Annotated in this window: 20 protein-coding genes and 5 pseudogenes; 13 read left to right on the top strand and 12 right to left on the bottom strand. The window is 72.0% G+C overall.

Annotated elements, in window-relative coordinates:
* Positions 1-171 precede the first annotated feature (171 nt).
* The 4 genes from HUV60_RS01175 to HUV60_RS01160 are packed head-to-tail and all read left to right on the top strand — an operon-like array spanning position 172 to position 3,900.
* Positions 172-1,239: a glucose-1-phosphate thymidylyltransferase gene (locus tag HUV60_RS01175; protein WP_257852851.1), complete on the top strand. Its 1,068-nt coding sequence runs from the start codon at positions 172-174 to the stop codon at positions 1,237-1,239.
* Entirely contained in the window at positions 1,236-2,225 is a 990-nt protein-coding gene (rfbB, locus tag HUV60_RS01170) for a dTDP-glucose 4,6-dehydratase (protein ID WP_257852852.1), read from the top strand. Before HUV60_RS01175 ends, rfbB begins: the two co-directional genes overlap by 4 nt.
* Entirely contained in the window at positions 2,222-3,100 is an 879-nt protein-coding gene (gene rfbD / locus HUV60_RS01165; RefSeq protein ID WP_257852853.1) for a dTDP-4-dehydrorhamnose reductase, read from the top strand. Before rfbB ends, rfbD begins: the two co-directional genes overlap by 4 nt.
* Positions 3,097-3,900 carry a class I SAM-dependent methyltransferase gene (locus HUV60_RS01160; RefSeq protein WP_257852855.1) on the top strand — a complete coding sequence of 268 codons (804 nt, stop codon included), beginning with the start codon at positions 3,097-3,099 and terminating at the stop codon, positions 3,898-3,900. The genes rfbD and HUV60_RS01160 overlap by 4 nt, the downstream gene beginning before the upstream one ends.
* On the opposite strand, the gene rfbC is transcribed toward HUV60_RS01160, so the two are convergent.
* From rfbC to HUV60_RS01135, 5 genes and pseudogenes are all read right to left on the bottom strand, one after another.
* On the bottom strand, positions 3,890-4,498 hold the full coding sequence (gene rfbC / locus HUV60_RS01155) for a dTDP-4-dehydrorhamnose 3,5-epimerase (protein WP_257852857.1): 609 nt from the start codon (positions 4,496-4,498) through the stop codon (positions 3,890-3,892). The genes HUV60_RS01160 and rfbC overlap by 11 nt on opposite strands.
* Positions 4,499-4,501: 3 nt before the next feature.
* On the bottom strand, positions 4,502-6,439 hold the full coding sequence (locus HUV60_RS01150; protein ID WP_257852858.1) for a glycosyltransferase family 2 protein: 1,938 nt from the start codon (positions 6,437-6,439) through the stop codon (positions 4,502-4,504).
* A 546-nt stretch (positions 6,440-6,985) separates the two neighbouring features.
* Positions 6,986-7,277: pseudogene (locus HUV60_RS01145) on the bottom strand (XdhC family protein); the annotation flags it as partial.
* Positions 7,278-7,393: 116 nt separating this feature from the next.
* A complete protein-coding gene (locus HUV60_RS01140) occupies positions 7,394-7,759 on the bottom strand; it encodes a nuclear transport factor 2 family protein (RefSeq protein WP_257852860.1) in 366 nt (121 codons plus the stop codon).
* 165 nt (positions 7,760-7,924) lie between these two features.
* Complete coding sequence (locus HUV60_RS01135) at positions 7,925-9,691, bottom strand: ABC transporter ATP-binding protein (protein WP_257852861.1); 1,767 nt, start codon at positions 9,689-9,691, stop codon at positions 7,925-7,927.
* A 209-nt stretch (positions 9,692-9,900) separates the two neighbouring features.
* On the opposite strand from HUV60_RS01135, the gene HUV60_RS01130 reads away from it, so the two are divergent.
* The 3 genes from HUV60_RS01130 (at position 9,901) to HUV60_RS01120 (ending at position 12,726) form a co-directional block, all read left to right on the top strand.
* Positions 9,901-10,986, top strand: a complete 1,086-nt coding sequence (locus tag HUV60_RS01130) for an S-(hydroxymethyl)mycothiol dehydrogenase (protein WP_257852864.1) — start codon at positions 9,901-9,903, stop codon at positions 10,984-10,986.
* Entirely contained in the window at positions 10,986-11,615 is a 630-nt protein-coding gene (locus tag HUV60_RS01125; protein WP_257852865.1) for an MBL fold metallo-hydrolase, read from the top strand. Before HUV60_RS01130 ends, HUV60_RS01125 begins: the two co-directional genes overlap by 1 nt.
* A 148-nt stretch (positions 11,616-11,763) precedes the next feature.
* A complete protein-coding gene (locus HUV60_RS01120; protein WP_257852866.1) occupies positions 11,764-12,726 on the top strand; it encodes an SDR family oxidoreductase in 963 nt (320 codons plus the stop codon).
* A gap of 25 nt (positions 12,727-12,751) precedes the next feature.
* Here the strand turns inward: HUV60_RS01120 and HUV60_RS01115 are convergent.
* A pseudogene (locus HUV60_RS01115) lies at positions 12,752-13,030 on the bottom strand (gfo/Idh/MocA family oxidoreductase); the annotation flags it as partial.
* 301 nt (positions 13,031-13,331) lie between these two features.
* Positions 13,332-14,098 (bottom strand): annotated as a pseudogene (locus HUV60_RS01110) (gfo/Idh/MocA family oxidoreductase); the annotation flags it as partial.
* A 259-nt stretch (positions 14,099-14,357) separates the two neighbouring features.
* Between HUV60_RS01110 and HUV60_RS01105 the strand changes: the two are divergent.
* Positions 14,358-14,543 (top strand): hypothetical protein, encoded by a 186-nt coding sequence (locus HUV60_RS01105; protein ID WP_257852867.1) that lies wholly within the window; start codon positions 14,358-14,360, stop codon positions 14,541-14,543.
* A gap of 315 nt (positions 14,544-14,858) precedes the next feature.
* Here HUV60_RS01105 and HUV60_RS01100 read toward each other — a convergent pair whose 3' ends face one another.
* Positions 14,859-16,217, bottom strand: coding sequence for a S1 family peptidase (locus HUV60_RS01100; protein ID WP_257852869.1), 1,359 nt, complete (start codon positions 16,215-16,217; stop codon positions 14,859-14,861).
* 184 nt (positions 16,218-16,401) lie between these two features.
* Between HUV60_RS01100 and HUV60_RS01095 the strand changes: the two genes are divergently transcribed.
* On the top strand, positions 16,402-16,788 hold the full coding sequence (locus HUV60_RS01095) for a PPOX class F420-dependent oxidoreductase (RefSeq protein ID WP_257852870.1): 387 nt from the start codon (positions 16,402-16,404) through the stop codon (positions 16,786-16,788).
* A 48-nt stretch (positions 16,789-16,836) separates the two neighbouring features.
* Here the strand turns inward: HUV60_RS01095 and HUV60_RS01090 are convergent, their stop codons facing one another.
* Positions 16,837-17,253: a Zn-ribbon domain-containing OB-fold protein gene (locus HUV60_RS01090; protein WP_257852871.1), complete on the bottom strand. Its 417-nt coding sequence runs from the start codon at positions 17,251-17,253 to the stop codon at positions 16,837-16,839.
* A 228-nt stretch (positions 17,254-17,481) separates the two neighbouring features.
* Here HUV60_RS01090 and HUV60_RS01085 point away from each other — a divergent pair.
* Positions 17,482-18,323: pseudogene (locus HUV60_RS01085) on the top strand (hypothetical protein).
* 73 nt (positions 18,324-18,396) lie between these two features.
* Positions 18,397-19,176: a peptidoglycan-binding domain-containing protein gene (locus HUV60_RS01080; RefSeq protein WP_257852872.1), complete on the top strand. Its 780-nt coding sequence runs from the start codon at positions 18,397-18,399 to the stop codon at positions 19,174-19,176.
* Between the two features lie 27 nt (positions 19,177-19,203).
* On the opposite strand, the gene HUV60_RS01075 is transcribed toward HUV60_RS01080, so the two are convergent.
* The 3 genes from HUV60_RS01075 to HUV60_RS01065 form a co-directional block, all read right to left on the bottom strand.
* Positions 19,204-19,578, bottom strand: coding sequence for a hypothetical protein (locus HUV60_RS01075; protein WP_257853189.1), 375 nt, complete (start codon positions 19,576-19,578; stop codon positions 19,204-19,206).
* Between the two features lie 489 nt (positions 19,579-20,067).
* Positions 20,068-20,985, bottom strand: coding sequence for a MurR/RpiR family transcriptional regulator (locus HUV60_RS01070; protein ID WP_257852873.1), 918 nt, complete (start codon positions 20,983-20,985; stop codon positions 20,068-20,070).
* Between the two features lie 43 nt (positions 20,986-21,028).
* Positions 21,029-21,685: a nucleoside/nucleotide kinase family protein gene (locus HUV60_RS01065; protein ID WP_257852875.1), complete on the bottom strand. Its 657-nt coding sequence runs from the start codon at positions 21,683-21,685 to the stop codon at positions 21,029-21,031.
* Positions 21,686-21,772: 87 nt separating this feature from the next.
* Between HUV60_RS01065 and HUV60_RS01060 the strand changes: the two genes are divergently transcribed.
* Positions 21,773-22,537, top strand: coding sequence for an HAD family hydrolase (locus HUV60_RS01060; RefSeq protein ID WP_257852876.1), 765 nt, complete (start codon positions 21,773-21,775; stop codon positions 22,535-22,537).
* 107 nt (positions 22,538-22,644) lie between these two features.
* Positions 22,645-24,193 (top strand): annotated as a pseudogene (locus HUV60_RS01055) (hypothetical protein).
* The last annotated feature ends 1 nt before the right edge of the window (position 24,194 follow it).

Below are 24,194 nucleotides of genomic sequence, written 5' to 3'. Positions count from 1 at the left end.
ACCGGGCCGGGGGGCCGATGCGCCCGACAGCCCGGGCGGACGTTCCCGCGTGGCGCGAATCGGCGGTCACCGGCCGGAAGCGCGGTGACGGGAGGGGGCTCGTCGGAATTTGGTCGTGAAGCGTTAAAACAAGTGATGTTCCGTACGCCGCACACCACTATGGTGAGGCAGATGAAGGCTCTCGTGCTGTCCGGCGGCGCCGGCACCCGGCTGAGGCCGATCACCCACACCTCGGCGAAGCAATTGGTCCCCGTGGCCAACAAGCCCGTGCTCTTCTACGGGCTGGAATCGATCGCGGACGCCGGCATCACCGACGTCGGAATGATCGTCGGCGACACGGCCGAGGAGATCGAGAACGCGGTGGGCGACGGATCGAAGTTCGGCCTGCGCATCACCTACATCCCCCAGGAACGCCCTCTGGGGCTGGCCCACGCGGTGCTGATCGCCCGCGACTGGCTCGGCGACGACGACTTCGTGATGTACCTCGGCGACAACTTCATCGTCGGCGGCATCACCGGACTCGTCGACGAGTTCCGCCGGCACCGGCCCGACGCCCAGATCCTGCTCACCCAGGTCGCCGACCCCCGCTCCTACGGCGTCGCCGAACTCGACGCGGACGGACAGGTGATCGGCCTCGAGGAGAAACCCGAACGTCCCAAGAGCGACCTCGCTCTCGTCGGCGTCTACCTGTTCACCCCCGCCATCCACGACGCGGTGCGCGCGGTCAAGCCCTCCTGGCGCGGCGAACTCGAGATCACCCATGCCATCCAGCACCTGATCGACTCCCGTGCCGAGGTGCGCTGCACGGTCGTCCACGGCTACTGGAAGGACACGGGCAACGTGGTCGACATGCTGGAGGTCAACCGGTCCGTCCTCGAAGGCGTCGAGCGCCGGATCGACGGCGAAGTGGACGACGCCTCCGAGACCATCGGCCGGGTGGTCGTGGAGGAAGGGGCCCGGATCACCAACTCGCGCGTCGTCGGCCCCGCTGTCATCGCCTCAGGCACGGTCGTCAGCGACTCCTACGTCGGTCCCTTCACCTCCGTCGCGGAGAACTGCCGGATCACCGACAGCGAACTCGAATTCTCCATCGTGCTGCGGGACTCCTCGATCGACGGCGTCCGCCGCATCGAGTCCTCACTGATCGGCCGCCATGTCGAGGTGACCCCGGCCCCCAGCGTTCCCAGCGCCCACCGATTCGTCCTCGGAGACCACAGCAAGGTACAGATCCACTCATGAACCTTCTCGTCACCGGAGCCGCCGGCTTCATCGGGTCCCGTTACGTCCGCGGGCTGCTCGCCGCCGATGCGCCCGACGCCGCCGATGCACCGAGGATCACCGTGCTGGACGCGCTCACCTACGCCGGCACCCTCGACAACCTCCCACTCGAGAACCCCCGACTCGAGTTCGTTCGCGGAGACATCCGCGACGCCGACCTCGTCGGCAAACTCACCGCCGAGGCGGACCAGGTGGTCCACTTCGCCGCCGAGTCGCACGTCGACCGCTCCATCCTCACCGCCTCCGACTTCGTCCTCACCAATGCGCTCGGCACCCAGATCCTCCTCGACGCAGCCCTGCGCCACGACGTGAACACCTTCGTGCACGTCTCCACCGACGAGGTGTACGGGTCGATCGCGTCGGGCTCGGCGACCGAGACGTACCCGCTCGAACCCAGCTCCCCGTACTCCGCCTCCAAGGCCTCCTCCGACCTGCTCGCCCTCGCCTACCACCGCACCCACGGCCTGGACGTCCGCGTCACCCGCTGCTCCAACAACTACGGCCCGCACCAGTTCCCCGAGAAGGTCATTCCGCTCTTCGTCACCAACCTCCTCGACGGTGCGAAGGTCCCGCTCTACGGCGACGGCCTCAACGTCCGCGACTGGCTGTACGTCGACGACCACTGTGCGGGCATCGACCTCGTGCGGACCAGGGGCCGGGCCGGCGAGGTCTACAACGTCGGCGGCGGCACCGAACTCACCAACAAGGACCTCACCGGCCTCCTCCTCGAAGCGTGCGGCGCCGGCTGGGACCGGGTCGAGCATGTCGAGGACCGCAAGGGCCACGACCTGCGCTACTCCGTCGACTGGACCAAGGCCCGAGACGAACTCGGCTACCGCCCCCGCCACGACTTCACCGCCGGCCTCGCCGAGACCGTCGCGTGGTACCGGGACCACCGCACCTGGTGGGAGCCGCTCAAGCAGCGCGTCACCGGAGGAAAGCCATGAGATGGCTGGTCACCGGCGCGGGCGGGATGCTCGGCCGGGACACCGTCGACGAACTGGCCCGGCGCGGCGAACAGGTGACCGGCCTCGACCGGGCCGCCCTCGACATCACCCGGGCCGAGGCGCTCGAGCACGCCCTGTCCGAGCACGGCCCCGGCATCGTGGTCAACTGTGCCGCGTACACCGCCGTCGACGACGCCGAGACCGACGAGGACCGGGCCACCCGGATCAACGGCGACGGACCCCGCCTGCTCGCCCGCGCCTGCGCCGCGCACGGCGCCCGGCTGATCCACGTCTCCACCGACTACGTCTTCTCCGGCGACGCCCGCGCCACCCCCTATCCCGAGGACCACCCGACCGCCCCGCGCACCGCCTACGGCCGCTCCAAGCTGGCCGGAGAGCGGGCCGTGCTGGAGGAACTGCCCGGCGCGAGCGCCGTCGTGCGCACCGCCTGGCTGTACGGGGTCCACGGCATCAGCTTCGTGCGGACGATGATCGGTCTCGAGGCCCACCGCCCCACCGTCGACGTCGTCGACGACCAGCGCGGGCAGCCCACCTGGAGCGTGGACGTCGCCGCACGCATGGCCGACCTCGGCCCCCGTCTCGGCGACGACGTGCGCGGCGTCCTGCATGCCACCAACTCCGGCGAGGCCACCTGGTACGACCTGGCCCGGGAGGTGTTCCAGCTGATCGGCGCCGACCCCGACCGGGTACGGCCCACCACCTCGGCGGCCTTCCCCCGGCCCGCCCCGCGCCCCGCGTACAGCGTCCTCGCGCACGACCGCTGGCAGGAGATCGGCCTGCCGACACCGCGTGACTGGCGCGTCGCCCTGTACGAAGCACTGCCCCGGATCCGCAAGGAGAGCCCCCCTTCGTGAAACGCCATGAGTTCCTGCGCGCACTGCACAAGACCTGCGCCAACCGCAACTACCTGGAGATCGGCGTCAACGACGGCCGCAGCCTGCGCCTGTCACGCGTCCCCAGCATCGCGGTCGACCCCGCCTTCAAGGTCGTCTCGGAACTGAAGTGCGACGTCCACCTGGTCAAGGCCACCAGCGACGACTTCTTCGCCCGTGACAACCCGCTGGCCCACCTCAAGGGCGGCCGGCACCCGCTGCGCAACCTCCGCCGAGGCCGCAGCCCCATCGGGCACTGGCGGCGCACCACACTCGACCTGTCCTTCATCGACGGCATGCACCTGTTCGAGTACGCCCTGCGCGACTTCATGAACGTCGAGAAGTACTCCGACTGGGCCAGCGTGATCGTCCTCGACGACATGCTGCCGCGCAGCGTCGACGAGGCGGCCCGGGACCGCCACACCACGGCCTGGACCGGCGACGTCTACAAGATCACCGAGGTGCTGGCGCGCCACCGCCCCGACCTGGTGACGATTCTCGTCGACACCCAGCCCACCGGCCAGCTGGCGATCTTCGGCGCCGACCCGGACAACACCGTGCTGCACGACAAGTACGACGAGATCATGGCCGAGTACAAGGTGCCCGACCCGCAGAAGGTGCCCGAGACGATCCTGGAGCGGGCCGGCGCGGTGCCGCCCGAGGCACTGACCGAGGCCGGCTTCTGGCGCCCGCTCACCCAGGCCCGCAACCGCGGCCTGCCGCGGCGCCTGGGCTGGGAGCCCCTGCGCCGCGCTCTCGACCAGGTCGGCGTCAGCCGCTGAGCCCTCTGCCGCGCAACTCCTTCGAGCGTGCGCGGCAGGCCTCGTACGACGGCAGCAGGCCGAGGTGCTCCGCCTCGGCCAGCGTCGGCGCCTGCCCGTCCCTCGGCGACAACACCGGGTCGATGCCCTGCGGCCATCCGATGCCCAGGGCCGGGTCGAGCGGGTGCACCCCGTGCTCGCGGCCCGGCGTGTAGCTCGTCGAGCACAGGTACACCACCGTCGCGTCGTCGGTGAGCGCCATGAAGGCGTGCCCCAGCCCCTCGGCGAGGAACACCGCGTGCCGGCTGTCGTCGTCCAGCCGGACAGCCTCCCAGCTCCCGTACGCCGGTGACCCCATCCGCAGGTCCACCACCACGTCGAGGACCGCGCCGTGCACACAGGTCACATACTTGGCCTGGCCGGGCGGCACGGCCGCGAAGTGCACCCCGCGCAGCACCCCGCGGCGCGACACCGAGCAGTTGGCCTGCGCGAGCGACAGGTCGTAGCCCGTGGTCTCACGGAACTCCTCACCACGAAACCACTCGTGGAAACTGCCCCGGCCGTCCGGAAACACCTTGGGCTCCAGCACCCAGGCACCCTCCAGGTCCAGTGCGCGCACCGGTCACCGCCTTCCCTTGATCAGCGGCGCCACCCTCGCACGGGCGACACCGAGCATCCGCCGTGCCCTGCGCAGTAGTTTCTGTCCGGTACCGGGGCGCGGAACCCGCACCACCAGTACCCCGCCCCGGCCGGCGCGGAGCGCGAACGGCAGCCCGGAGAAAAGCGGTTCGGCGGCGTCCGGATCCAGGCCGAGCGCCACTCGCCAGACACCGCGGGGGAGTCCCGAGGGCAGCGTCGCCTCCAGCCGCGACCCCGGCCGCCGGGGCTCGGCGGTGAGTGTGCCCGGCGCGCACAGGGTCCGGCCCGCGGAGGAGAACCGGAGCCGCACCGGCGTGCCGTCCGCCGCGTGCAGCGGAATCCGGGCGCGCAGCCGCGCCCCGGAGACCGTGACGTCCGGCCGCCGCACCTGGCCGAGGCCGAGTCGCCTGCCCCTCACCGCGACGTCCAGGGAGAGGTCGCCGTGCGGCTCCGTCCAGTACGGCAGGACCGCCCGGCCGGCGGCGACGCCCGCGTACGGCTCCGGGCGGGTGGCGTGCGGGGCCGGGCCGAGACGGCACTCCTTGGTCCAGCCGCCGAGCTTGACCCGCACGACGGCGTCCCAGACCCCGTCACCCGGCAGCACGCGGGGGTCGACCGAGGCCGTCGCACGCAGCACCAGCCGCACCTGCTCCCCGCCGTCCACCGCAACCGTCTCCCGGGTGAACTCCACGGGCTGGAAGTACTGGGCGGAACTGGAGCGCTCGCGCAGCAGCAGATCGACGGTCGCCTCGGTGAAGCGGGCCGCGGTCTCGGCGCCGACCCACGCCACCGCCTCCTCCACGTTCTTCGGCGTGTCGGCCAGCGGGGCACGGACGGCACCGGCGGGGAAGGTCATCGGTGTGCCCGCGGAGGCGTATTCGGCGGTGAAACCGAGACGCAGCGAACCGCCCTCCCACTCCACGCCGGCCGGCGTCGCCGTCGCCGCGATGCCGGCCTCCCACTCGGCGAAGGCCACCACGTCGTCGTACCGGTCCGCCGCCGTCAGCGAGGCGACGACCTGCTGCGTCGGCTGCAGCCCGGCCGCGACAGCGGGCCCGAACCGCTCGACGACCACCTTGTGGATCTCGACGAACAGCTCCTGACGGTAGTCCTCCGGGAGCCCCAGCAGCCGCCGGGCACGCAGTCGTTCCACCATCTCCACCCGCAGCCACCGGCGGAACAGCCGGTCACGCACCGGGCCGGGCCCGGTGTACCGCTCGACCACGTCGAGTGCCTCGCGGAGGTTGGTGAAGTAGCCCACCGGATCGAACCGCTGGAAACCGGCGTTGGAGGCGTCGTCACGCCGGACGTGGTAGTAGCAGACGTAGTCGCCGAGCACGGAGACGTTGGCCGCCCGCAGATACGCCTCGGTGACGAAGACGTGGTCCTCCAGCCGCCGCCTCCCCTCCGGGAAACGCAACCCGATCTCGTCGAGGAACGCCCGGCGGAACATCTTGTGCGGGGTGAGGCTGTCGATCAGTGGTGCGTTCTCCACCGTGGCCCGCGGATGGTTGCGGCGGAACAACTCCACCGGCACACCGCGGTTCTTGCCGGCCATCTTGCCGACGACGACATCCGCGCCGTTGGCCACGCCGTACGCGTACATCCGCTCCAGGGCCTCGTCGCCCAGGTAGTCGTCGTTGTCGACGAACATCACGAACTCGCCGCGGGCGGAGGCGATCCCGACATTGCGCGGTTTGCCCGACCAGCCGGAGTTCTCCTGGTGGATCACCCGCATCCGCGGGTCCTCGGCGGCCAGCCGGCCGAGCAGTGCGGGAGTCCCGTCGGTGGAGCCGTCGTCGACGAAGATCGCCTCGTACTCTTCGGGGGGCAGGGACTGCCGTCGCAGCGAGGAGATGCAGTCCTCGATGTAGATCCCCGGGTTGTACACGGGGACGATGACGCTGACCTTGACCGGCATCTGGATTTGTGGCCCTTCGGGTCGCTTGCCGTCGAACGGGCGGCTTGGTACGCGTTGCCCGATCGTAACCCCGCGGCCACCCCGGTCCCGCCTTCCAAACGCCGTCGAGACCGTGCCGTGATCAGCTCTCGCGCGAAGGGGTTATCCGCTTGCGGCGAGGGGCACTTGATGGTTGATCAGGCATTTGAAGGGCCGGTGCGCCAACACGTGGAGGGCCGGACCGCTTCGTGTCGGTGGAAGCGGCCCGGACGCTATGAACAGATGCGCTCTTCACGGACCTCCTTCCGCGATCGGAGGTGTCATGGGGCCGGTTACCCCGCCCGGCGCGGTTCACACGCGCCTTTTGTGTGGATTTGTCAATCCCGGTGTCAGATCCGGTGCCGCCTGCAGAGCCGCACCACCGGCAGGCCGGTCACGGCCGCGTCCGCGAGCGCTACGGCGGCCCGCTCGGCGGCCGCGGACCGGCGGTGCGCAGCGGGTCGAGGGGCTCGTCCGGCGGGGCCTCGGCACGCCGGACGGTCTGCGCCGCGCCGGTCGTGGCGGCCTCAGCCGGTCCCTCCGCTCCGTGCGGGTGCGGCGGTTGCCCGTCGCGCCGACGCGGGCGGGGGCCGGCGCGGCGTCTCCTGGAGCAGCGGCACATCGAACTTCGGACCGCGGGTGAGGACACGGATCACCGTGCGCTCATCGGTCTCCGCGCCCTGCGGATACCGGTGCGGCCGGTCCACGAGCACCTCGACGTCCTCCGGGAAACGCCGGGGCGCGGCGAACACCGGGCTGACGTCGCGGACGAGGTGACACGGTAGCCGGGGAAGCCGCCGATCCGGGCCACGGCCGCCGCCGTTCACGGCCGACATCCGCGGCGCAGACACCCGCGTTCCACGACCGGAGGGCGGGTGCCCGACCGTGTCCTGTGCTTCCTCGCGCCTTACGTCGCGCCCGGACGGAACGGACCGGTCACTCGTCCCAGGCCTGGATCATCGTCTGCTCGGTGATCCTGCCGTCGCGCAGCGAGACCATCGACTCCGAGTACACCCGCACCCCGTCCGGGTAGACGCAGGTCTCGCTGAAGGCGGCCTGGTCGTCCTGGACGACGCACCGCTCCAGCTGGTGTGTCATGTCACGGCTGTAGACGTCGTCGAGCATGGTGGCGATCTCGTCCCGGCCGTGCAGGACCATGGGGTGACTGGGCTGGGTGGTGCGGTCCACGACGCGCAGCTCGGCGCCGTCCGCGTAGAGCGCCATCAGGGGCGCGGACGTCGGGGCCTCGAGACCTCGGCGCAGTGTGTCGGTACCGAAGCGGGGTTCTGCCGAGGTTGTCATGATGACCTCCTTCGAGGGCCTTGGCCCGGTCCGGAGCGGGCCACACCGGGCCTCACCTACGAGCCTCCCCCTGCCCGGTGAGTACGGCAAGCCCGGCCCGCGCGCTCCCCGGCGCCGGGGAGCGGAACCCTCTGTCCGGGTCCGGGCCGGACCGGCCGTGCGGGATCACCCACTCGTCGCCAGGAACTGCGTCGCCGCCAGCTCCGCGTACAGCGGGTCGGCGGTCACCAGTTCCCGGTGCGTGCCGACCGCGCGGACCCGGCCCGCGTCCATCACGACGATCCGGTCGGCCATCGTCACCGTCGACAGCCGGTGCGCGACCACCAGCACCGTCGTCGTCCGGGCCACATCGGCGACGGTGTCGCGCAGCGCCGCCTCGTTCACCGCGTCGAGCTGAGAGGTGGCCTCGTCGAGCAGCAGCAGCCGGGGGCTGCGCAGCAGCGCGCGGGCTATGGCGACCCGCTGGCGCTCGCCGCCGGAGAGCTTGGTGCCGCGATGTCCCACCAGTGTGCCGAGCCCGTCCGGGAGCCTGGCCACGAGACCGTCGAGCCTGGTCGTCTTCAGCACCCGCGCCACCGCGTCGTCGTCCGCCTCCCGGTTCCCGAGCAGGAGGTTGTCCCACAGGGAACCCGACAGGACGGGCGCGTCCTGCTCCACGTAGCCGATCGAGGACCGCAGCCGCGACAGCTCCCAGTCGGCCAGATCCTGCCCGTCGAGGGTGATCACCCCGGAGTCCGGGTCGTAGAAGCGCTCGATGAGTGAGAAGACGGTGGTCTTGCCCGCGCCGGATGGGCCGACGAAGGCGGTCATGCCCTGCGCGGGCACGGTGAACGACACCCCGTGGTGCACGTACGGCAGATCGTCCGCGTAGCGGAAGCGCACGTCGTCGAAGGCGAGTGCGGCGGGCGCGGCACCCGGCATGGGCAGGGGCACGGGGTCCGCGACCGGCTCGGCGGGCAGCCGCAGCGCCTCCTGGATACGGGCCAGGGCGGCGCTGCCCGTCCGGTACTGCGTGATCGCGCCGACGACACTCTGGATCGGCATCATGAGGTAGAAGACCAACAGCAGGAACGCCACCAGTGTGCCGATGTCGATGGCGCCCGTCGCCACCCGCGCCCCGCCCACCGCGAGTACCGTGATGAAGGCGACCTGCATCGCGAGCCCCGCGGTGTTGCCCGCCGCAGCCGACCACTTGGCGGCGCGCACGCTCTGCCGCCACGACTCCTCGGCCGCCTCGTGCAGCGCGCGCTCCTCCCGCGGCTCGGCACCGGACGCCTTCACCGTGCGCAGCGCGCCCAGCACCCGTTCCAGGGAGGCCCCCATCACGCCGACCGCGTCCTGCGCCTGCCGACTGGCCCGGCTGATGTGCGGCACGATGAGCGCGAGGACCGTCCCCGCGCCCACGATCACGGCCAGGGTGACCCCCAGCAGCACCGGGTCGACGAAGCCCATCAGCGCGACGGTCGCGACCAGCGTCAGACCGCCCGTACCGAGGCCCACCAGCGAGTCCGTGGTGACCTCCCGCAGCAGCGTGGTGTCGGAGGTGATGCGAGCCATCAGGTCGCCGGGCTCACTGCGGTCCACGGCCGTGATCCGCAGCCGCAGCAGATACGACGACAGCGAACGCCGGGCCCCCAGCACCACCGATTCGGCGGTACGTCGCAGCACGTACGAACCCAGCGCGCCCAGCGCGGCGTTGGCGACGACGAGGGCGGACATCAGCACCAGGGCGCCGGTGACGGCCCGGTCGTCCGACAGGTCGTCGATCAGGTCCCGGGCGACCAGCGGCAGCATCAGACCGGTCGCGCCCGTCAGCAGGGACAGCGAGGCGCCGCCCAGCAGGGCCCACCGGTGCGGCCGTACGTAACCGAGGAGCGTCCGCCAGGCGGGCGGACCGGACTTGTGCACTGCCTTCGGTGCTGCGCTGGTCACGTCACTCCCTGGACGTCGGGCGGAGAGTTCAGGCTACGTCGTCGTGGTGGCCCCGGGACACGCCGGGGGCCTCCGTCCGTCCGGCACGGAACACGGGCGCGGAATACCGGTACGGACGTCACGGCCTGCCGTGGAGCCGACCGGCCGGGTCGGGGCAGGTCGCGTAGGGTCGGCAGGACGTACCACCGGGAGACGAAGGAGCCAGCACCATGGCGCAGGAAGTACGCGGCGTGATCGCATCGGGCAAGGACGAACCGGTACGCATCGAGACGATCGTCGTACCCGACCCGGGACCGGGCGAGGCGGTCGTCCGCATCCAGGCCTGCGGGGTGTGCCACACCGACCTGCACTACAAGCAGGGTGGCATCAGCGACGACTTCCCCTTCCTGCTCGGCCACGAGGCCGCGGGCGTCGTGGAGTCGGTGGGCGACGACGTCACGGACGTCGCCCCCGGTGACTTCGTCGTCCTCAACTGGCGCGCGGTGTGCGGCAGGTGCCGTGCCTGTCTGCGCGGACGCCCCTGGTACTGCTTCGACACGCACAACGCGAAGCAGAAGCTGACCCTCACCGACGGCACCGAACTCTCCCCGGCGCTCGGCATCGGAGCATTCGCAGAGAAGACGCTCGTCGCCGCCGGACAGTGCACCAAGGTCGACCCCGCGGTCTCCCCGCAGGTCGCCGGACTGCTGGGCTGCGGCGTGATGGCTGGCATCGGCGCCGCGATCAACACCGGCAACGTCGGCCGGGGCGACTCCGTCGCCGTCATCGGCTGCGGCGGCGTCGGCGACGCGGCCATCGCCGGAGCCCGGCTCGCCGGAGCGGCGCGGATCATCGCCGTCGACATCGACGACCGCAAGCTGGAGACCGCCCGCTCCATGGGCGCCACCCACACCGTCAACTCCCGTACGGCCGAACCGGTCGGGGCGATCCGCGAACTCACCGGCGGCTTCGGCGCCGACGTCGTCATCGAGGCCGTAGGTCGCCCCGAGACGTACGAACAGGCCTTCTACGCCCGTGACCTGGCCGGCACCGTCGTCCTCGTCGGCGTGCCCACCCCGGAGATGAAGCTCGAACTGCCGCTCGCCGACGTGTTCGGCCGCGGCGGCTCCCTGAAGTCGTCCTGGTACGGCGACTGCCTGCCCTCGCGCGACTTCCCCATGCTGATCGACCTGCACCAGCAAGGACGCCTGGACCTCGGGCCGTTCGTCACCGAGACGATCCGGCTCGACGAGATCGAGAAAGCCTTCGAGCGGATGCACCACGGCGACGTGCTGCGCTCGGTGGTGGTGCTGTGATGACCACCCGCATCGAACACCTCGTCACCTCGGGGCAGTTCAGCCTCGACGGCGGCACCTGGGACGTCGACAACAACGTGTGGATCGTCGGCGACGACCACGAGGTGATCGTCATCGACGCCGCCCACGACGCCGACGCCATCGCCGAGGCCGTGGGTGACCGCCGCCTGAAGGCGATCGTGTGCACCCACGCCCACAACGACCACATCGACGCCGCACCTGCCCTGGCCGAGCGCACCGGGGCCACCATCTGGCTGCACCACGACGACCTGCCTCTCTGGAGGCAGACCCACCCGGACCGCGACCCCGACGCCTGGCTGGTCGACGGCCAGGTGATCGAGGCGGCCGGCGCCGACCTCACCGTGCTGCACACGCCGGGGCACGCGCCCGGCGCGGTCTGCCTGTACGACCCCGGGCTCGCCACCGTGTTCACCGGCGACACCCTGTTCCAGGGCGGCCCCGGTGCCACCGGCCGTTCGTTCTCCCACTTTCCGACGATCATCGACTCGATCCGGGGCCGACTGCTCACGCTCCCGCCCCGGACGACGGTCCGCACCGGCCACGGTGACCCGACCACCATCGGCGCGGAGACCCCGCACCTCGAGGCGTGGATCGCCCGCGGCCACTGAGACCGCTTCGGCGACCCCGCTCCGGTGACTTCACCCCGGTCGAGTCCGACCGGGCGGCTCCCGGGAAAAGGTGACAGAGGATGTCCGGCTTACCCGTCACGCTCATGGTGACAGCAGATCGCTGTCGCACGTGACGGGAGGCCGGATCATGCCGGAGTCGACCACCGGGTCGTCGGACAACGACGGCTCGTCGGACAACGACGGGTCGTCGCAGCACAAGGTCGCACTGGTCGCGGGAGCGACCCGGGGAGCCGGCCGGGGCATCGCCGTCGAACTGGGCGCGGCGGGCGCCACCGTCTACGTCACCGGACGCAGCACCCGCGCCGAGCGCTCCGAGTACGACCGCCCGGAGACCATCGAGGACACCGCCGACCTGGTCACCGAGGCCGGCGGCCGGGGCATCGCCGTCCCCGCCGACCACCTGGACCCCGCCCAGGTCAAGGCCCTCGTCGACCGCATCGCCGACGAGCAGGGCCGCCTCGACGTCCTCGTCAACGACATCTGGGGCGGCGAGAAGCTCTTCGAATGGGACACCCCCGTCTGGGAGCACGACCTCGACAAGGGGCTGCGTCTGCTCCGGCTCGCGGTGGACACCCACGCCGTCACCAGCCACCACGCCCTGCCCCTGCTGCTACGCCACCCCGGCGGCCTGGTCGTCGAGGTCACCGACGGCACCGCGGACTACAACCGCGACACCTACCGCGTCTCCTTCTTCTACGACCTGGCCAAGTCGTCCGTCCTGCGCATGGCCTTCGCCCTCGGCCACGAACTCGGCCCGCGCGGCGCCACGGCCCTCGCGCTCACCCCCGGCTGGCTCCGCTCGGAGATCATGCTCGACGAGTTCGGGGTGGGGGAGGACAACTGGAGGGACGCCCTGGCCCGCGTCCCCCACTTCGCCATCTCGGAGTCCCCGCGCTACGTGGGCCGGGCCGTCGCCGCGCTCGCCGCCGACCCGCGGGTGTCCCGCTTCAACGGTGCCTCCCTCTCCAGCGGCGGCCTCGCCCGGGAGTACGGCTTCACCGACCTCGACGGCAGCCGCCCGGACGCCTGGCGCTACCTCGTCGAGGTCCAGGACCCGGGCAGACCGGCGGACGCCACGGGCTACCGCTGACGGTCCGACCTCCGCGGTGCCGCGGTCACACCTGCGGCGCGTCCCCGAAGTCCGGGATCTCCAGCCTGGTGCCGCCCCGCAGCGCCGGCTGGTGGGCCACGATGCCGGGCAGGGTGTGACGGGCGGCCACCCGGGCGCTCACCGAGGGCAGGACACAGGTGCTCACGGCGGTCACGAAGTCGTCCGCGGGACGGTGGTGGCTGCTCTCGTACCCGTCGGACAGCAGGCCGAACTCGCGGAGGAGCCGGGAGCGGTCGTGCGCCGCCGAACCCGAGGCGAGGGCCGAGCGGGGCTTTGGCGCGATGCGCGACTCTGCTGCTCAATTCGGCGAGCGATCACGTGCCGTGCTTTCAGGGCTCGGCCGCGCCCGGCCTGCCTGCATCTGCGACGCGCTCTGAAGGCCGTATCGGCACGGCGTCATCACGCCGGGTAATTGCGCAGCAGAGTCATGCGCGACTCTGTTGCTCCAACGCGGAGAGTGACGCCTGCCTGTCGACGGGTCGCAGGGAACGGGTCTCGCGAGGAGGCGGTCCGGCGCCCCGGCCGGCCCCTCCCGGATGCGGTGCGTGACCCTCCCCCGAATTGAGCAGCAGAGTCATGCGCGGAGGGGCGTTCGGGTCCAGGGGCTCCGCGGGCTGCAGCAGCTCGCGGAGCCCCTGGACGCTGCTCTTGTCCTGCCACACCGAGACCGTGGCGAGCTGCTCCATGCTCGCCTCCGTACCGAAGAACCGGAACCGTGATTCCCCGGGGTGCGAGGAACCGACCCGCCGGAACTCGTTCGTGCGGAACGCGCCGCCGCCCGCCACTTCGAACAGGGCGGTGGCGTTGTCGAACCGGCTGATCTCCCTGTCGAGGACGCCATCCCCGCGTTCGTCCCCGACACCGGTCGCGGAGACACCGGTCGCGTGCGTCCGCCAGACACCCGGCACTCCGCCCACCGCGCGCGTGGGGTACAGCAGCGGGGGACAGCCGGCGGTGGCCTTCCCGTCGTCGTCGCTGCACCGGTACGCCTCGTAGAAGCCGGGGTCCATGTCGTGGACGTAGCCGCCCTCGGCGTGGAACAGCCGCCCGAAGGCGCCTTCGGCGGTCCGGTTGCGGGCGTGGACCGTGGCCGGGTGGGGTGGTGCCGACCGGTCTCGCCCATGGTGTACGCCGGACCGGTCGCCCCGACCGCGTCGATCCTCGCCGACCCCAGCACGGCCTCGTACGGCGCGGGAAGGTGCCGGCGAGTCCGTGCGCGGCGGCGAGCTGCCGGGCCCGTTGCGGCAACAGGTCGGTGACGTGGATGTCACCGACGCCGGGGTACGCCTGGAACAGGCTGGAACAGGGCGGCGAACCGGCCGGCGCCGACGATGCCGAGCGAGAACGTCATGAACGCGTGCCCTTCACCGGAGACGATCGGACTGGTCCGGCTGCTGGCCCGGTCGGGTTCGTCGTCGTGCGCTCGCCCGTGGGCCCCTTGGCTGTGAAGGCGGAGTCGAAAAGGCTGGGGAGGGCCCAGAACGGCTCCGGACGGGAGCCCGGGATGTGAACTCGCCCACGTTCCATGGTAGATGGACGTGATCAGCGACACTGTCGGTTATGTCCGATTGGTTCGTGAATGCTCGCGCGGCTTTCACGCCGACGGCCCTATGCTTCACAGCATGTCCACCACTCTTGAACCGTCACCCGAGCGATCGGCTGCCGAGGTCAACGAGGAGATCCGGGCCCTGTGGCTCCGGTCGGGCGGGACACTGAGCGGCGAGCAGCGCGCGGAGTACCAGCGCCTCGTCCAGGAGTGGGCCGAGGCCTTCCCCGAGCGGGCCGAGGCGGCCTGAGGCGCCGCACGGGCTTTGCCGCCTTCCATCGACTCTGCTGTTCCATTCGGGGGAGGGTCACGCACCGCATCCGGGAGGGGCCGGCCGACGGCCGGACCGCCTCCTCGCGAGACCCGTTCCCTGTGCCCCGCCGACAGGCCGACGTCCCTCTCCGCAATGGAGCAACAGAGTCTTCCACTCTCGCCGCTCCTCCTTCCGCCTGCCCTGCCGCCCGGCCCGCCCCAACCTTGGCCGGGGCGCGTCCGCCGTCCTCGTGGCTGGAGCTGCCCGGGTCACGTGTGAGCCTCCTCACCGAGGTTCGGGCCGGCAACCGGCTCAGCCCCATGTCGCCGAGTAGTACCGCTGGTACGCCTTGCGGTCCTGCTCCGACCGGATCCAGCGGGTCGCCACCAGAGCCATCAGGCTGCCCCCGATGACCAGCATCCCGGGCCCCACGTTCCGCGGGTCGGCCAGGCGGGGCAGCAGCGTCGACGCGCTGATCCCCGCCGACGAACCCGGTGACGCGGCGCCCGGAGCCGCCGCACCCTCCCCCGACGGAGCGGGGGCGGCCGTGTCCGCGTCGCCCCCGCCAGTCGGGGCCACGAGGAGGTCCACCTTCAGCTGCGCCAGTGCCTTCGTGACCGGCTGGAAGAACGTCGTACCGCTCGCCTGCCGGCAGTCGCCGCTGCCGCCCGACGTCACACCGAGCGCGATGCCCTCGGAGAACATCGGGCCGCCGCTGTCACCGGGTTCGGCGCACACATTGGTCTCGATGAGGCCGCCGACCGTGCCCTCCGGGTAGTTCACCGTCGCGTTGAGTGCCGTCACCTCGCCGTCGCGCAGCCCACTGGTGCTGCCGCTGCGGAACACCCGCTGGCCGACGGTGGGGTCGCCGACACCCGTGATCCGTACACCCTGGCCGTTGCCGACCGAGACGACGCCGGCACCCTCGCCGGCCCGGCCGCCGTCGTACTCGATCAGGGAGTAGTCGTCACCGGGGAAGCTGCCGCCGACCGTGGTGCCGACCTTCTTCCTGCCTCCGTCGTCGGCGAACCAGACCGACCCGTCCGGCCCGCAGTGCCCGGCCGTGAGGATGAACTCACGCTTGCCGTCGGTCACGTTGAAGCCCGCGGAACAGCGTCCGGCGGTCGACAGAATGGGCTCAGCCCCGTTGATCCGTGTGGTGAAGGTGCCCTCGGTGCGTTCCATACGGACAAAACCACCTGCTCCTTCTGCCACTTGGGTCAGATCGGACCAGTCGTCAGCGGACACCGTGCTGTCGCCGCGTACGACCACCTCGTTCGACCGGTAGTCCATGGCCCAGGCCGTCCCCGGCACGCGTGGCGCCGACCCCAGCGTCCGAGTGGCCGACTTCAGGTCGCGCATGCTGTGGCGCACCATCTTCGGGTCCGCGCCGGCCTCCCGCACCTCGGCCGCGGCCTTCTCGTCGGTGACCGCGACGACCGTCCGCCCGTTCTCGCCGAGCCAGCTGCCCGCCGTGCGGGAGGAACCGAGCCGCGACACGAGTGCGGAGCCGGGTCCGGTGTCCTCCTCGGACGCGGCGTACGGGACCGGGTCCGGCGCCGGGGGTTCACTCGCGACGGCGCGAGTCACCATCGTCGCTCCGAGGAGGAGTCCGCCGACGGCCGCCAGCCGTGTCACTCGCCGAACGACCCGTCGTCGTGCGTGCCTCATGCATGACTCCCGAACCAGAGCAGCGCGGTGCGAAACACCGCGGGGCCTCCCCTGAGTCGAGTGCCCTCAGTCCATACGGATGCGGACCCCGTCGTGTTCACCGCCGGAGCGACCCGGTGCCGGGAGGTCTCGACCGGCCCGCGCACCGACCACAGGAGGCGACGGCTGGCCTAGACTGCAGGGTATGGACAACGCGTTGCTCGAACGGCTGGGAGCGGGAAAGTATCTGCTGGTCACCAGCCACCGGCGGAACGGCACGCCGGTGGCCACCCCGGTGTGGGTGGTGCGGGACGGGGACGCGCTCGGGGTCTGGACCGCCGCCGGCTCCTGGAAGGTGAAGCGGATCCGGGCCCGTGCCGATGTCCTGGTCGGCCCCTGTGACGTGCGCGGCCGTCCGAGCGGTGACCAGGTCCCGGCCACCGCGGCGCTCTGCGATGCGGCCACCACCGCCCGCTACCGCGAGCTGATCGCCCGCAAGTACGGCCTGTCGGGCCGGCTGGCGCTGCTCGGCAGTCGGCTGCGCCGGGGCCGGGACGGCACCGTCGGCATCCGCGTCACACTCGACGGCTGAACTCCGGCCGGCCCGACTCCCGCTGTCCAAAGGATGCCGGGCGGACGGTCAGGTCCAGGCACGGTAGGGCTCGTCGACGAGCTGGAAGACCGGCTCGCCGCGCACCGGGTCCTTGGCCGTGGACAGCCGCACCCGGTCCCCGCTGTGGATGCCGATCGGCGGGCCCATGACCCTGCCGCGGACGACGAAGCCCTCGGCCATCTCGATCAAGGACACGTTCCGGGCGGCCGGCGTGTTGCGGTGCAGTGTCGTGGAGTGACGGACCGTGCCGACGCCCGCGCTGCGCTCGGTGCGCAGGTCGCTGCCCTGACAGACGGGGCACAGCAGCCGGTGGTACATCGCGGTGCCGCACCAGGTGCACCGCTGGAAGGCCAAAGCCTCCGCGCTGTTCGTGCCCCGGGGTTCGAGCAGCCCCGTCGTGGCGCCGGCTGTCTGCTGAGCCACGCTTCCTGAGTGGTGGTGCACGCTGGTCAACTCCCTGCACTCGGTCGCCATCCCGCGTGCACGGTGCCCCGGCACGCATGCACCCGGCGTGTCTTGTGCCACCGTGCACGGCGACAGGGTATGGCACTCAGTGCCACCGGTAAAGGCACTCTGTACCCCTCGGTTGTGTCACCCGTGTTCCTGCGCCGTTTCGGCACCTATGGATCATTCGTATGATCAGGTCGCTGTCGTCCCCTCGAGGAGCCCTGTATGGCGCCCGTCCGCCCCCGTCCCCGCCTCCTGTACGTCACCGATCCGGCGTATCCGGCCCGCGGGCGTCGCTACGGCGACGAGGACGTCCAGCTCGCCTCCCGACTGCGCGCCGACTTCGACCTGACGCTCTGTCGTCCGAGGGACGCCGCCGCGCCGACGGACGGGTTCGACGCCGTGATCGTCCGCAACAGCGGCCCGGTCATGACATACCCGGGGACGCCTACGACGCCTTCCGCGAGCGGGCCGCGGAGACCGGGAAACCGGTCTACAACCCGCTTGCCGGCCGGGGCGACACGGCCGGCAAGCAGTATCTGCTCGAACTGAGCGCGGCCGGGTGGCCGGTGATCCCCACCGTCGGCCGTGCGGAGGACCTGCACGTGCTGCCCCCGGCGGACCGGTACGTGGTCAAACCCAGGCTCGGCGCCGACTCGATGGGGCTGCGTGTCGTCGCCGCGGACGCGGTGCGGGAGCTCGTCGGCGGCAGCGTGCTGGTGCAGCCGTACGTCGACTTCGCGTACGAGGTCTCCTTCTCCTTCGTCGACCACGACATCCAGTGCGCCCTGTACGCCCCGGACTCCGGCCGGCGCTGGCAGCTGGAGTCGTACGAAGCCACCCCGCGCGACCTGGAGTTCGCCCGGGGCTTCGTCGGCTGGAACACCCTCGACCACGGCATCCAGCGGGTCGACGCCTGCCGTGCCCCGGACGGCGAACTGCTGCTGGTCGAGCTGGAGGACCTGAACCCGTACCTGTCCCTCGACGTCCTGGACGCGGCGTCCCGGGAGTCCTTCGTGTCCGCCATGACGGCTTCCCTGCACCGTTTTCTGCGTGCCGCCGGTTGAACCTCCGCCGCTCCCGGCGCGTATCTCCTCCCGTGGGCGGCCCCGCCCTCGTGGGCAGCGGAAGGAGAGCAGCGTGCCGACGCCGTCCGACCCCGGTCAGCCGCACGACGGCCCGCCACCCCTCGAGCCCGTCCGCGTCCTGCGCCCCCGCCGCACGGACGCGCTCGCCGAACTGTTCAAGGAGTTCGAACGGGAGGAGCACGAGGGCTACGAGTCCGTCACCCTGTCCCGGCCCCCGACCGGTGCGGAGGACGAGACACAGGAGTTCCCGTCGCTCGCCCCCGAACCGCCCACCCGGCCGCCGACGGCCGTGCCCGGCCCGGCGCACGAGAGCTTCACGCGTCACGCTCCCGCATCCGGCCGCACGGCCCCCCGGCGCCGTTCGCCCCGCGGCCCTTCGGACGACAGCGCCGCGCCCGGCCGGCCCCCGCACGCCTCCACACACAGCCCCGCGACGCGGCGGGCCGCCCTGGCGATCGCCGTGGCCGCGGCGGCGGTACTCGGCTTCGGCGGAGCGGTCCTGCTTCTGGGGCAGAACTCCGACGACCGTGCCACGCCCGGCCCCCGCCCCTCCGCGAGCCCGCCCGCGACCGCTCCCACCACGCCGCCCGTGCGGGCTCCGGCCACCCCCGGGTTCCTCAGCGAGGGTGACTCGGGCCCTGAGGTGACCGAACTTCAGGAACGGCTCCTGCGCATTCCGGACGTCTACCGCGACGGCGCCGCCAACGGCCGCTACGACGCCACCCTGTCGGCGGCCGTCGCCCGGTTCCAGCTCTGGTACGGCGTCCAGGGCGACGAGACCGGCGTCTACGGCGACGACACCCGCCGCGCGCTGGAGTCCCGTACGGGATGACGCCCGAGCGGCTGCCCGCCGTCCCGGTCAGCGGCCCGATTCCACCAGCGCCCGGGTGACCGCGCGCACGCTGCGGGCGATGTGCTGCAACTGCATGACCTCGGCCGCGTACAGCTTGATCGTGTGCTCGATGACCCCTTCGTGCAGGCCCAGCCGGGGCAGGTCGGCCCGTGCCGTCTGCAGGGCGGTGCGCGCCACCCGGATCTCGTGCTCGACCTGGATCTGGGCGTGCCGCGCCAGCAGGACGGGGTGCCGGATGAACGCGGGGTAGCTCGCGTAGCGCGCCGGCACCAGCTCGCGCAGCCACCTGGCCGCCGAGCGCTCCCAGTCGTAGCTGCCGGGTGCCTTGACCTGGCAGGGCCAGTCCGGACTGAGGCGCGTGGACGTCACGGTCATGATCATCGCTTCCGGGTGTGCGGCGTCGCTGGGGTGGGCGACGGGTGGGGCTGCCCCGGTCCAGGGGGCGATCCGACGGTCTTGGGCGTTCGCGCAGGACATGTCGTGATCCGCCAGCAGTATTTATATATGCCATCCGGTTTTCAAGGCGTATGAAAACATTCATGCTCGCTTTGAAGTGGAGGGTGACTCTGCTGCGCAATTACCCGGCGTGATGACGCCGTGCCGATACGGCCTTCAGAGCGCGTCGCAGATGCAGGCAGGCCGGGCGCGGCCGAGCCCTGAAAGCATGGCACGTGATCGCTCGCCGAATGGCGCAGCAGAGTCCAGGTCGACTCTGTTGCTCCATTGCGAAGAGTGACGCCGGCCTGCCGACGGGGCGCAGGGAACGGGCCTCGCGAGGAGGCGGTCCGGCCCCGGCCGGCCCCTCCCGGACGCGGTGCGTGCCCCCCCTCGAATCGAGCAGCAGAGTCGAGGGTCTACTCGCCGGCGCCGTCAGTCCCGGAGGAAGAACTGACGCTGGTCGGCGACCTGCTCGTATGCGTCGAGCCGTGCCTGCGTCCGCTCCGGGTCCGCGTCCGTCATGGCCTGGAGCAGCGCCGCACACATCACGCCCGCAGTGGCGTACGAGTCGAACACCAGACGTGACCCGGTGCCGGTCGCGAAGGCGACGTCGGCCTCGTCCGCGAGAGGGCCCAGCGTCAGGTCGGTGATCAGCGCGACCTTCAGCCCGGCGTCCCGGGCCACCCGCACCGCCGTCAGGGTCTCCTGGGCGTGCCGCGGCATGGAGAACGCCAGCACCCACGAGCCGCCGGCCTCCCGTGACTGCAGCAGTGCGTCGTAGGCGACGCTGCCGCCCCGGGTCACCAGACGGACGTCCGGGTGGATACGGCGGGCGGCGTAGCCGAAGTGCTCGGCGAGGGACCCGGAGATGCGCAGCCCGAGGACGGTCAGCGGCACGGACGCCGCCAGCATGCGGCCGATCTCGATGACCCGGTCGGGATCGGCGAAGTCCCGCCGCAGGTTCTCGAGATTCTCGATCTCGGCGTCCACCGCCGCCTGCAGTTCGTTGCCCCGGTTCTCCTCCGCCAGCCCGCCGGGGAGCGTGCCGAGGGCGATCGCCTGGAGCTTCTCCCGCAGTGCGGGGTAGCCGCTGAAGCCGACCACCGAGGCGAACCGGGTCACCGAGGGCTGGCTCACCCCGACGCGCTCGGCGAGGTCCGTGATCGACAGGAACGCGGCCTCCGTGAGGTGCTCGATCAGATACTGGGCGATGCGCCGTTGCCCGGGGGAGAGCCGGGGACGGTCGAACAGCGTGCGGAGCTGGGACGTCGGGGACACCTCCGTGTCCTGGTCCGCCTTCCCCGAGGTGATCGCGGATGCCTGGGCGCGTGCCTGCTGCGGCGATGGCACCGGGGCGCCTCCTTCGTCTCCCACGACGGTTCAATCTAGCTCGTCAACGGCGCACACACGGCACCGCCGACGCCGGAACCACGAGGTCCGCGCGGTGCCGGGTCCGCACCACCAGCTCGCCGTTGGGCCCGTCCGAGCGCGCGACCCAGGCCACCGCTTCGTCCTGGGACTTGCCGAACTCCACGTGCCGGGCCACCAGCCGCCGGACCCGCTCCTCTTCGCCCAGCTCGCAGAACCACACCTCGTCGAGCTGCGCCCGCACCCGCGCCCACGCACCGGTTTCCAGCAGCAGATAGTTCCCCTCCGTCACCACCAGCCGGGCCGTCGGCGGTACCGCAACGGCCCCCGCGAGCGGCTGCTCCAGCCCCCGTTCGAAACCGGGCGCGTACACGACGTCCCCGTACGTCTCCCCGCGCAGCCGCCCCAGCAGGGCCGCGTACCCGGCCGCGTCGAAGGTGTCCGGGGCACCCTTGCGGTCCCGGCGGCCGAGCCGGTCCAGTTCGACGTCGGCGAGATGGAAGCCGTCCATCGGGACGTGCGCGACCCACCGCTCCCCGGTGCCGTTCAGCGCCCGCACCAACTCCCCGGCGAGCGTGGACTTCCCGGCCCCGGGGCTGCCCGCGATGCCGAGTACCGCGCGCCGGCCGTCCCGGCCGAGGGATCGGGCCCGGTGGAGGAGATCGTCGAAGGTCGGCGCCATACGGCAGAGTGTGCCACCCCTGCCCGCCCCGCCCGCTGCCTGCCCGTCGCCGGGTACGGTCCACCGGGACGGGGGACCATGTCCCGTATGACGGATCTGGGTCTGCCCGAGAACATCCTGGCCTGCCTCTTCGACCTCGACGGTGTCATCACCAGGACCGCCGCCGTTCACGCGGCGGCCTGGAGGCAGGCGCTCGACGCCTTCCTCCGCGAGCGGGACGGCACGGACTTCCGGCCGTTCACCGACGCCGACTACGCCGAGTACGTCGACGGCCGCCCGCGGTCCGACGGCGTACGCGCCTTCCTCGCCTCCCGCGGCGTTGACCTGCCCGAGGGCGCGCCGGACGACCCACCCGGGGCCACGACCGTGCACGGGCTCGCCCGCCGCAAGAACGAGCTGTTCCTGGAACGGATCCGCGCCGGCGGAGTGGAGGCCTACGACGGCACTCTGCGCTACATCCGGGCGGCCCGTGCCGACGGCCTGCGCACTGCCGTCGTCTCCGCCAGCGCCAACTGCCGGGACGTGCTGCACGCCATCGACGCCGAGTGTCTCTTCGACACCCGCGTGGACGGTGTGGTCGCCGCCGAGCGCGGCCTCCCCGGCAAGCCGCGCCCCGAGACCTTCCTCGCCGCCGCCCGGGACCTCGGCGTCCCGCCCGGCCGGGCCGCCGTGTTCGAGGACGCGCTGGCCGGCATGGACGCGGGCCGCGCCGGTCGCTTCGGATACGTCGTCGGTGTGGACCGCGTCGGCCGGCCGGACGCGCTCTACGCCCATGGCGCCGACCGGGTCGTGACGGACCTCGCCGAGCTCACCGGAGAACCCGGAGGGCCGAAGGACCCCGCAGAGCGGTGACCGCATCCGCCGCCCCGCCTGCCTCGGCGCGCCCTACGGGTTAATTCGTTCCTGCTTGCACGCAGATGATCGGCTGGATCGACGGCGCGCGGGACGAGGGGCGGACGATGGCCGACGGCAAGAGCGGCCTTCTCACCGGAGGACGGCGACGCGCACATTCGTACGTCCTCGCCGCGCGCATTTCGTGCCACGAGCGGCACCGCACCGCTCGCGGTCCTGGCCGCCGTCTTCACCGTCGCCCAACTCGCCCTCGTCCGCCCCGCGCTGGGACTCGGCTGGGACAAGATCGTCTACGTCAGCCAGGTCACCTCCCACCATCCGGCCGCCTTCTTCAGCGCCCCGGGCTCCCGGGGCGTCCCCCTCCTGGTGGCACCCGTCGCCTCCTGGTCGGAGTCCACCGCACTGCTGCGCGTCTACCTCGCCGTCCTGTCCGGCCTGGGCCTGTACCTGGCGCTGCGTGCCTGGCACGGCCTGTTCCCCACCCGGGTCCTGGTCACAGGCGCCGCCTTCTTCCCATCCTTGTGGGTGACCCTCTTCTACGGCCCCCAGGCCATGCCCAACCAGTGGGTCGCACTCGGCGCCCTGATCACCGTCGGCTGCTTCCTGCGCCCCCATGCCGACCGGTACGCGCGCGGAGCGCTCCGGGGCATCGTGGCGGGGGCCGCGCTGATGGCACTGATGCGGCCCACCGACGCCGTATGGGTGACGGTTCCGCTGCTGGTCCTCGCCCTGGCCGGCCGGCACGTCCGCCTGCTGCTCGCACTCGCGGCGGGTCTCGGGGCGGGCGCGGCCGAGTGGCTGGCCGAGGCCTGCGCCTGGTACGGCGGCCCGGGGAAGCGGCTGGCCGAGGCCTCCCGTGTCCAGGGCGGGCTCGGCCTGCACCTCGCCGGCGACGACCCACTGCGCAGCCTGGGCGGGCGCGGTCTGTGCCGTCCGTGCACCGGGGCGATGCCCCCTCCGGTGATCGCCCTCTGGTGGTTCGCCCTGCCGCTCCCGGCCGTTCTCGCGCCGGTCGTCGCCGTACGGGCCCGGCGCGCTCTGCGCACCGCGCTGCCGCCGGCCTGCGCCGCCACAGCCGCCCTCCCGTATCTCTTCATGATCGGGTATGCGGCGCCCCGTTTCCTCCAGACCGCCTACGCCCTGCTCGAGATCCCCGTCGCCGACGTGCTGTGGCATCTGGTCAGAACATCGGCCGGGGCATGGCGGTCGGTCGTGACGTCACTGGTCGCGCTCGCGCTGGCCGGGCATCTGACCGTCCTGGTGCACACCGTGGACCGCAACACCGACAGCCGCCGGGACGGGGCCCGCACCGCCGGGGAACTGCACCGGCTCGGCGTCCGCCCGCCCTGCCTGATCACCGGCCACGAAGCCATCCCGGTGGCCTGCTCCACCGGCTGCTCCACCGGCTGCTCCACCGGCTGCTCCACCGGCTGCTCCTCCGGCGGGACGGGCGGGAACAACGAGAACATCACGGTGGCGGAGATCCTGAGCGCCGCGAACCGCGTGCCCGTCGCCGCGCCCACCGCCCCCGGCAGAACCCCGCCCGGCCATGTCCGCGACTGGCCCGCGCACACGGTCGGCGACCTCCAGGTCAGGATCGCGCCGACGCCGGGGCAGGCCGCCCCAGGGGCCGCGGCCACGGACGGGCCGGGGTGAC

It is taken from the genome of Streptomyces sp. KMM 9044 (genome assembly GCF_024701375.2).
Lineage (GTDB): Bacteria > Actinomycetota > Actinomycetes > Streptomycetales > Streptomycetaceae > Streptomyces.
This window is presented reverse-complemented; position numbering and strand designations above follow the sequence as displayed.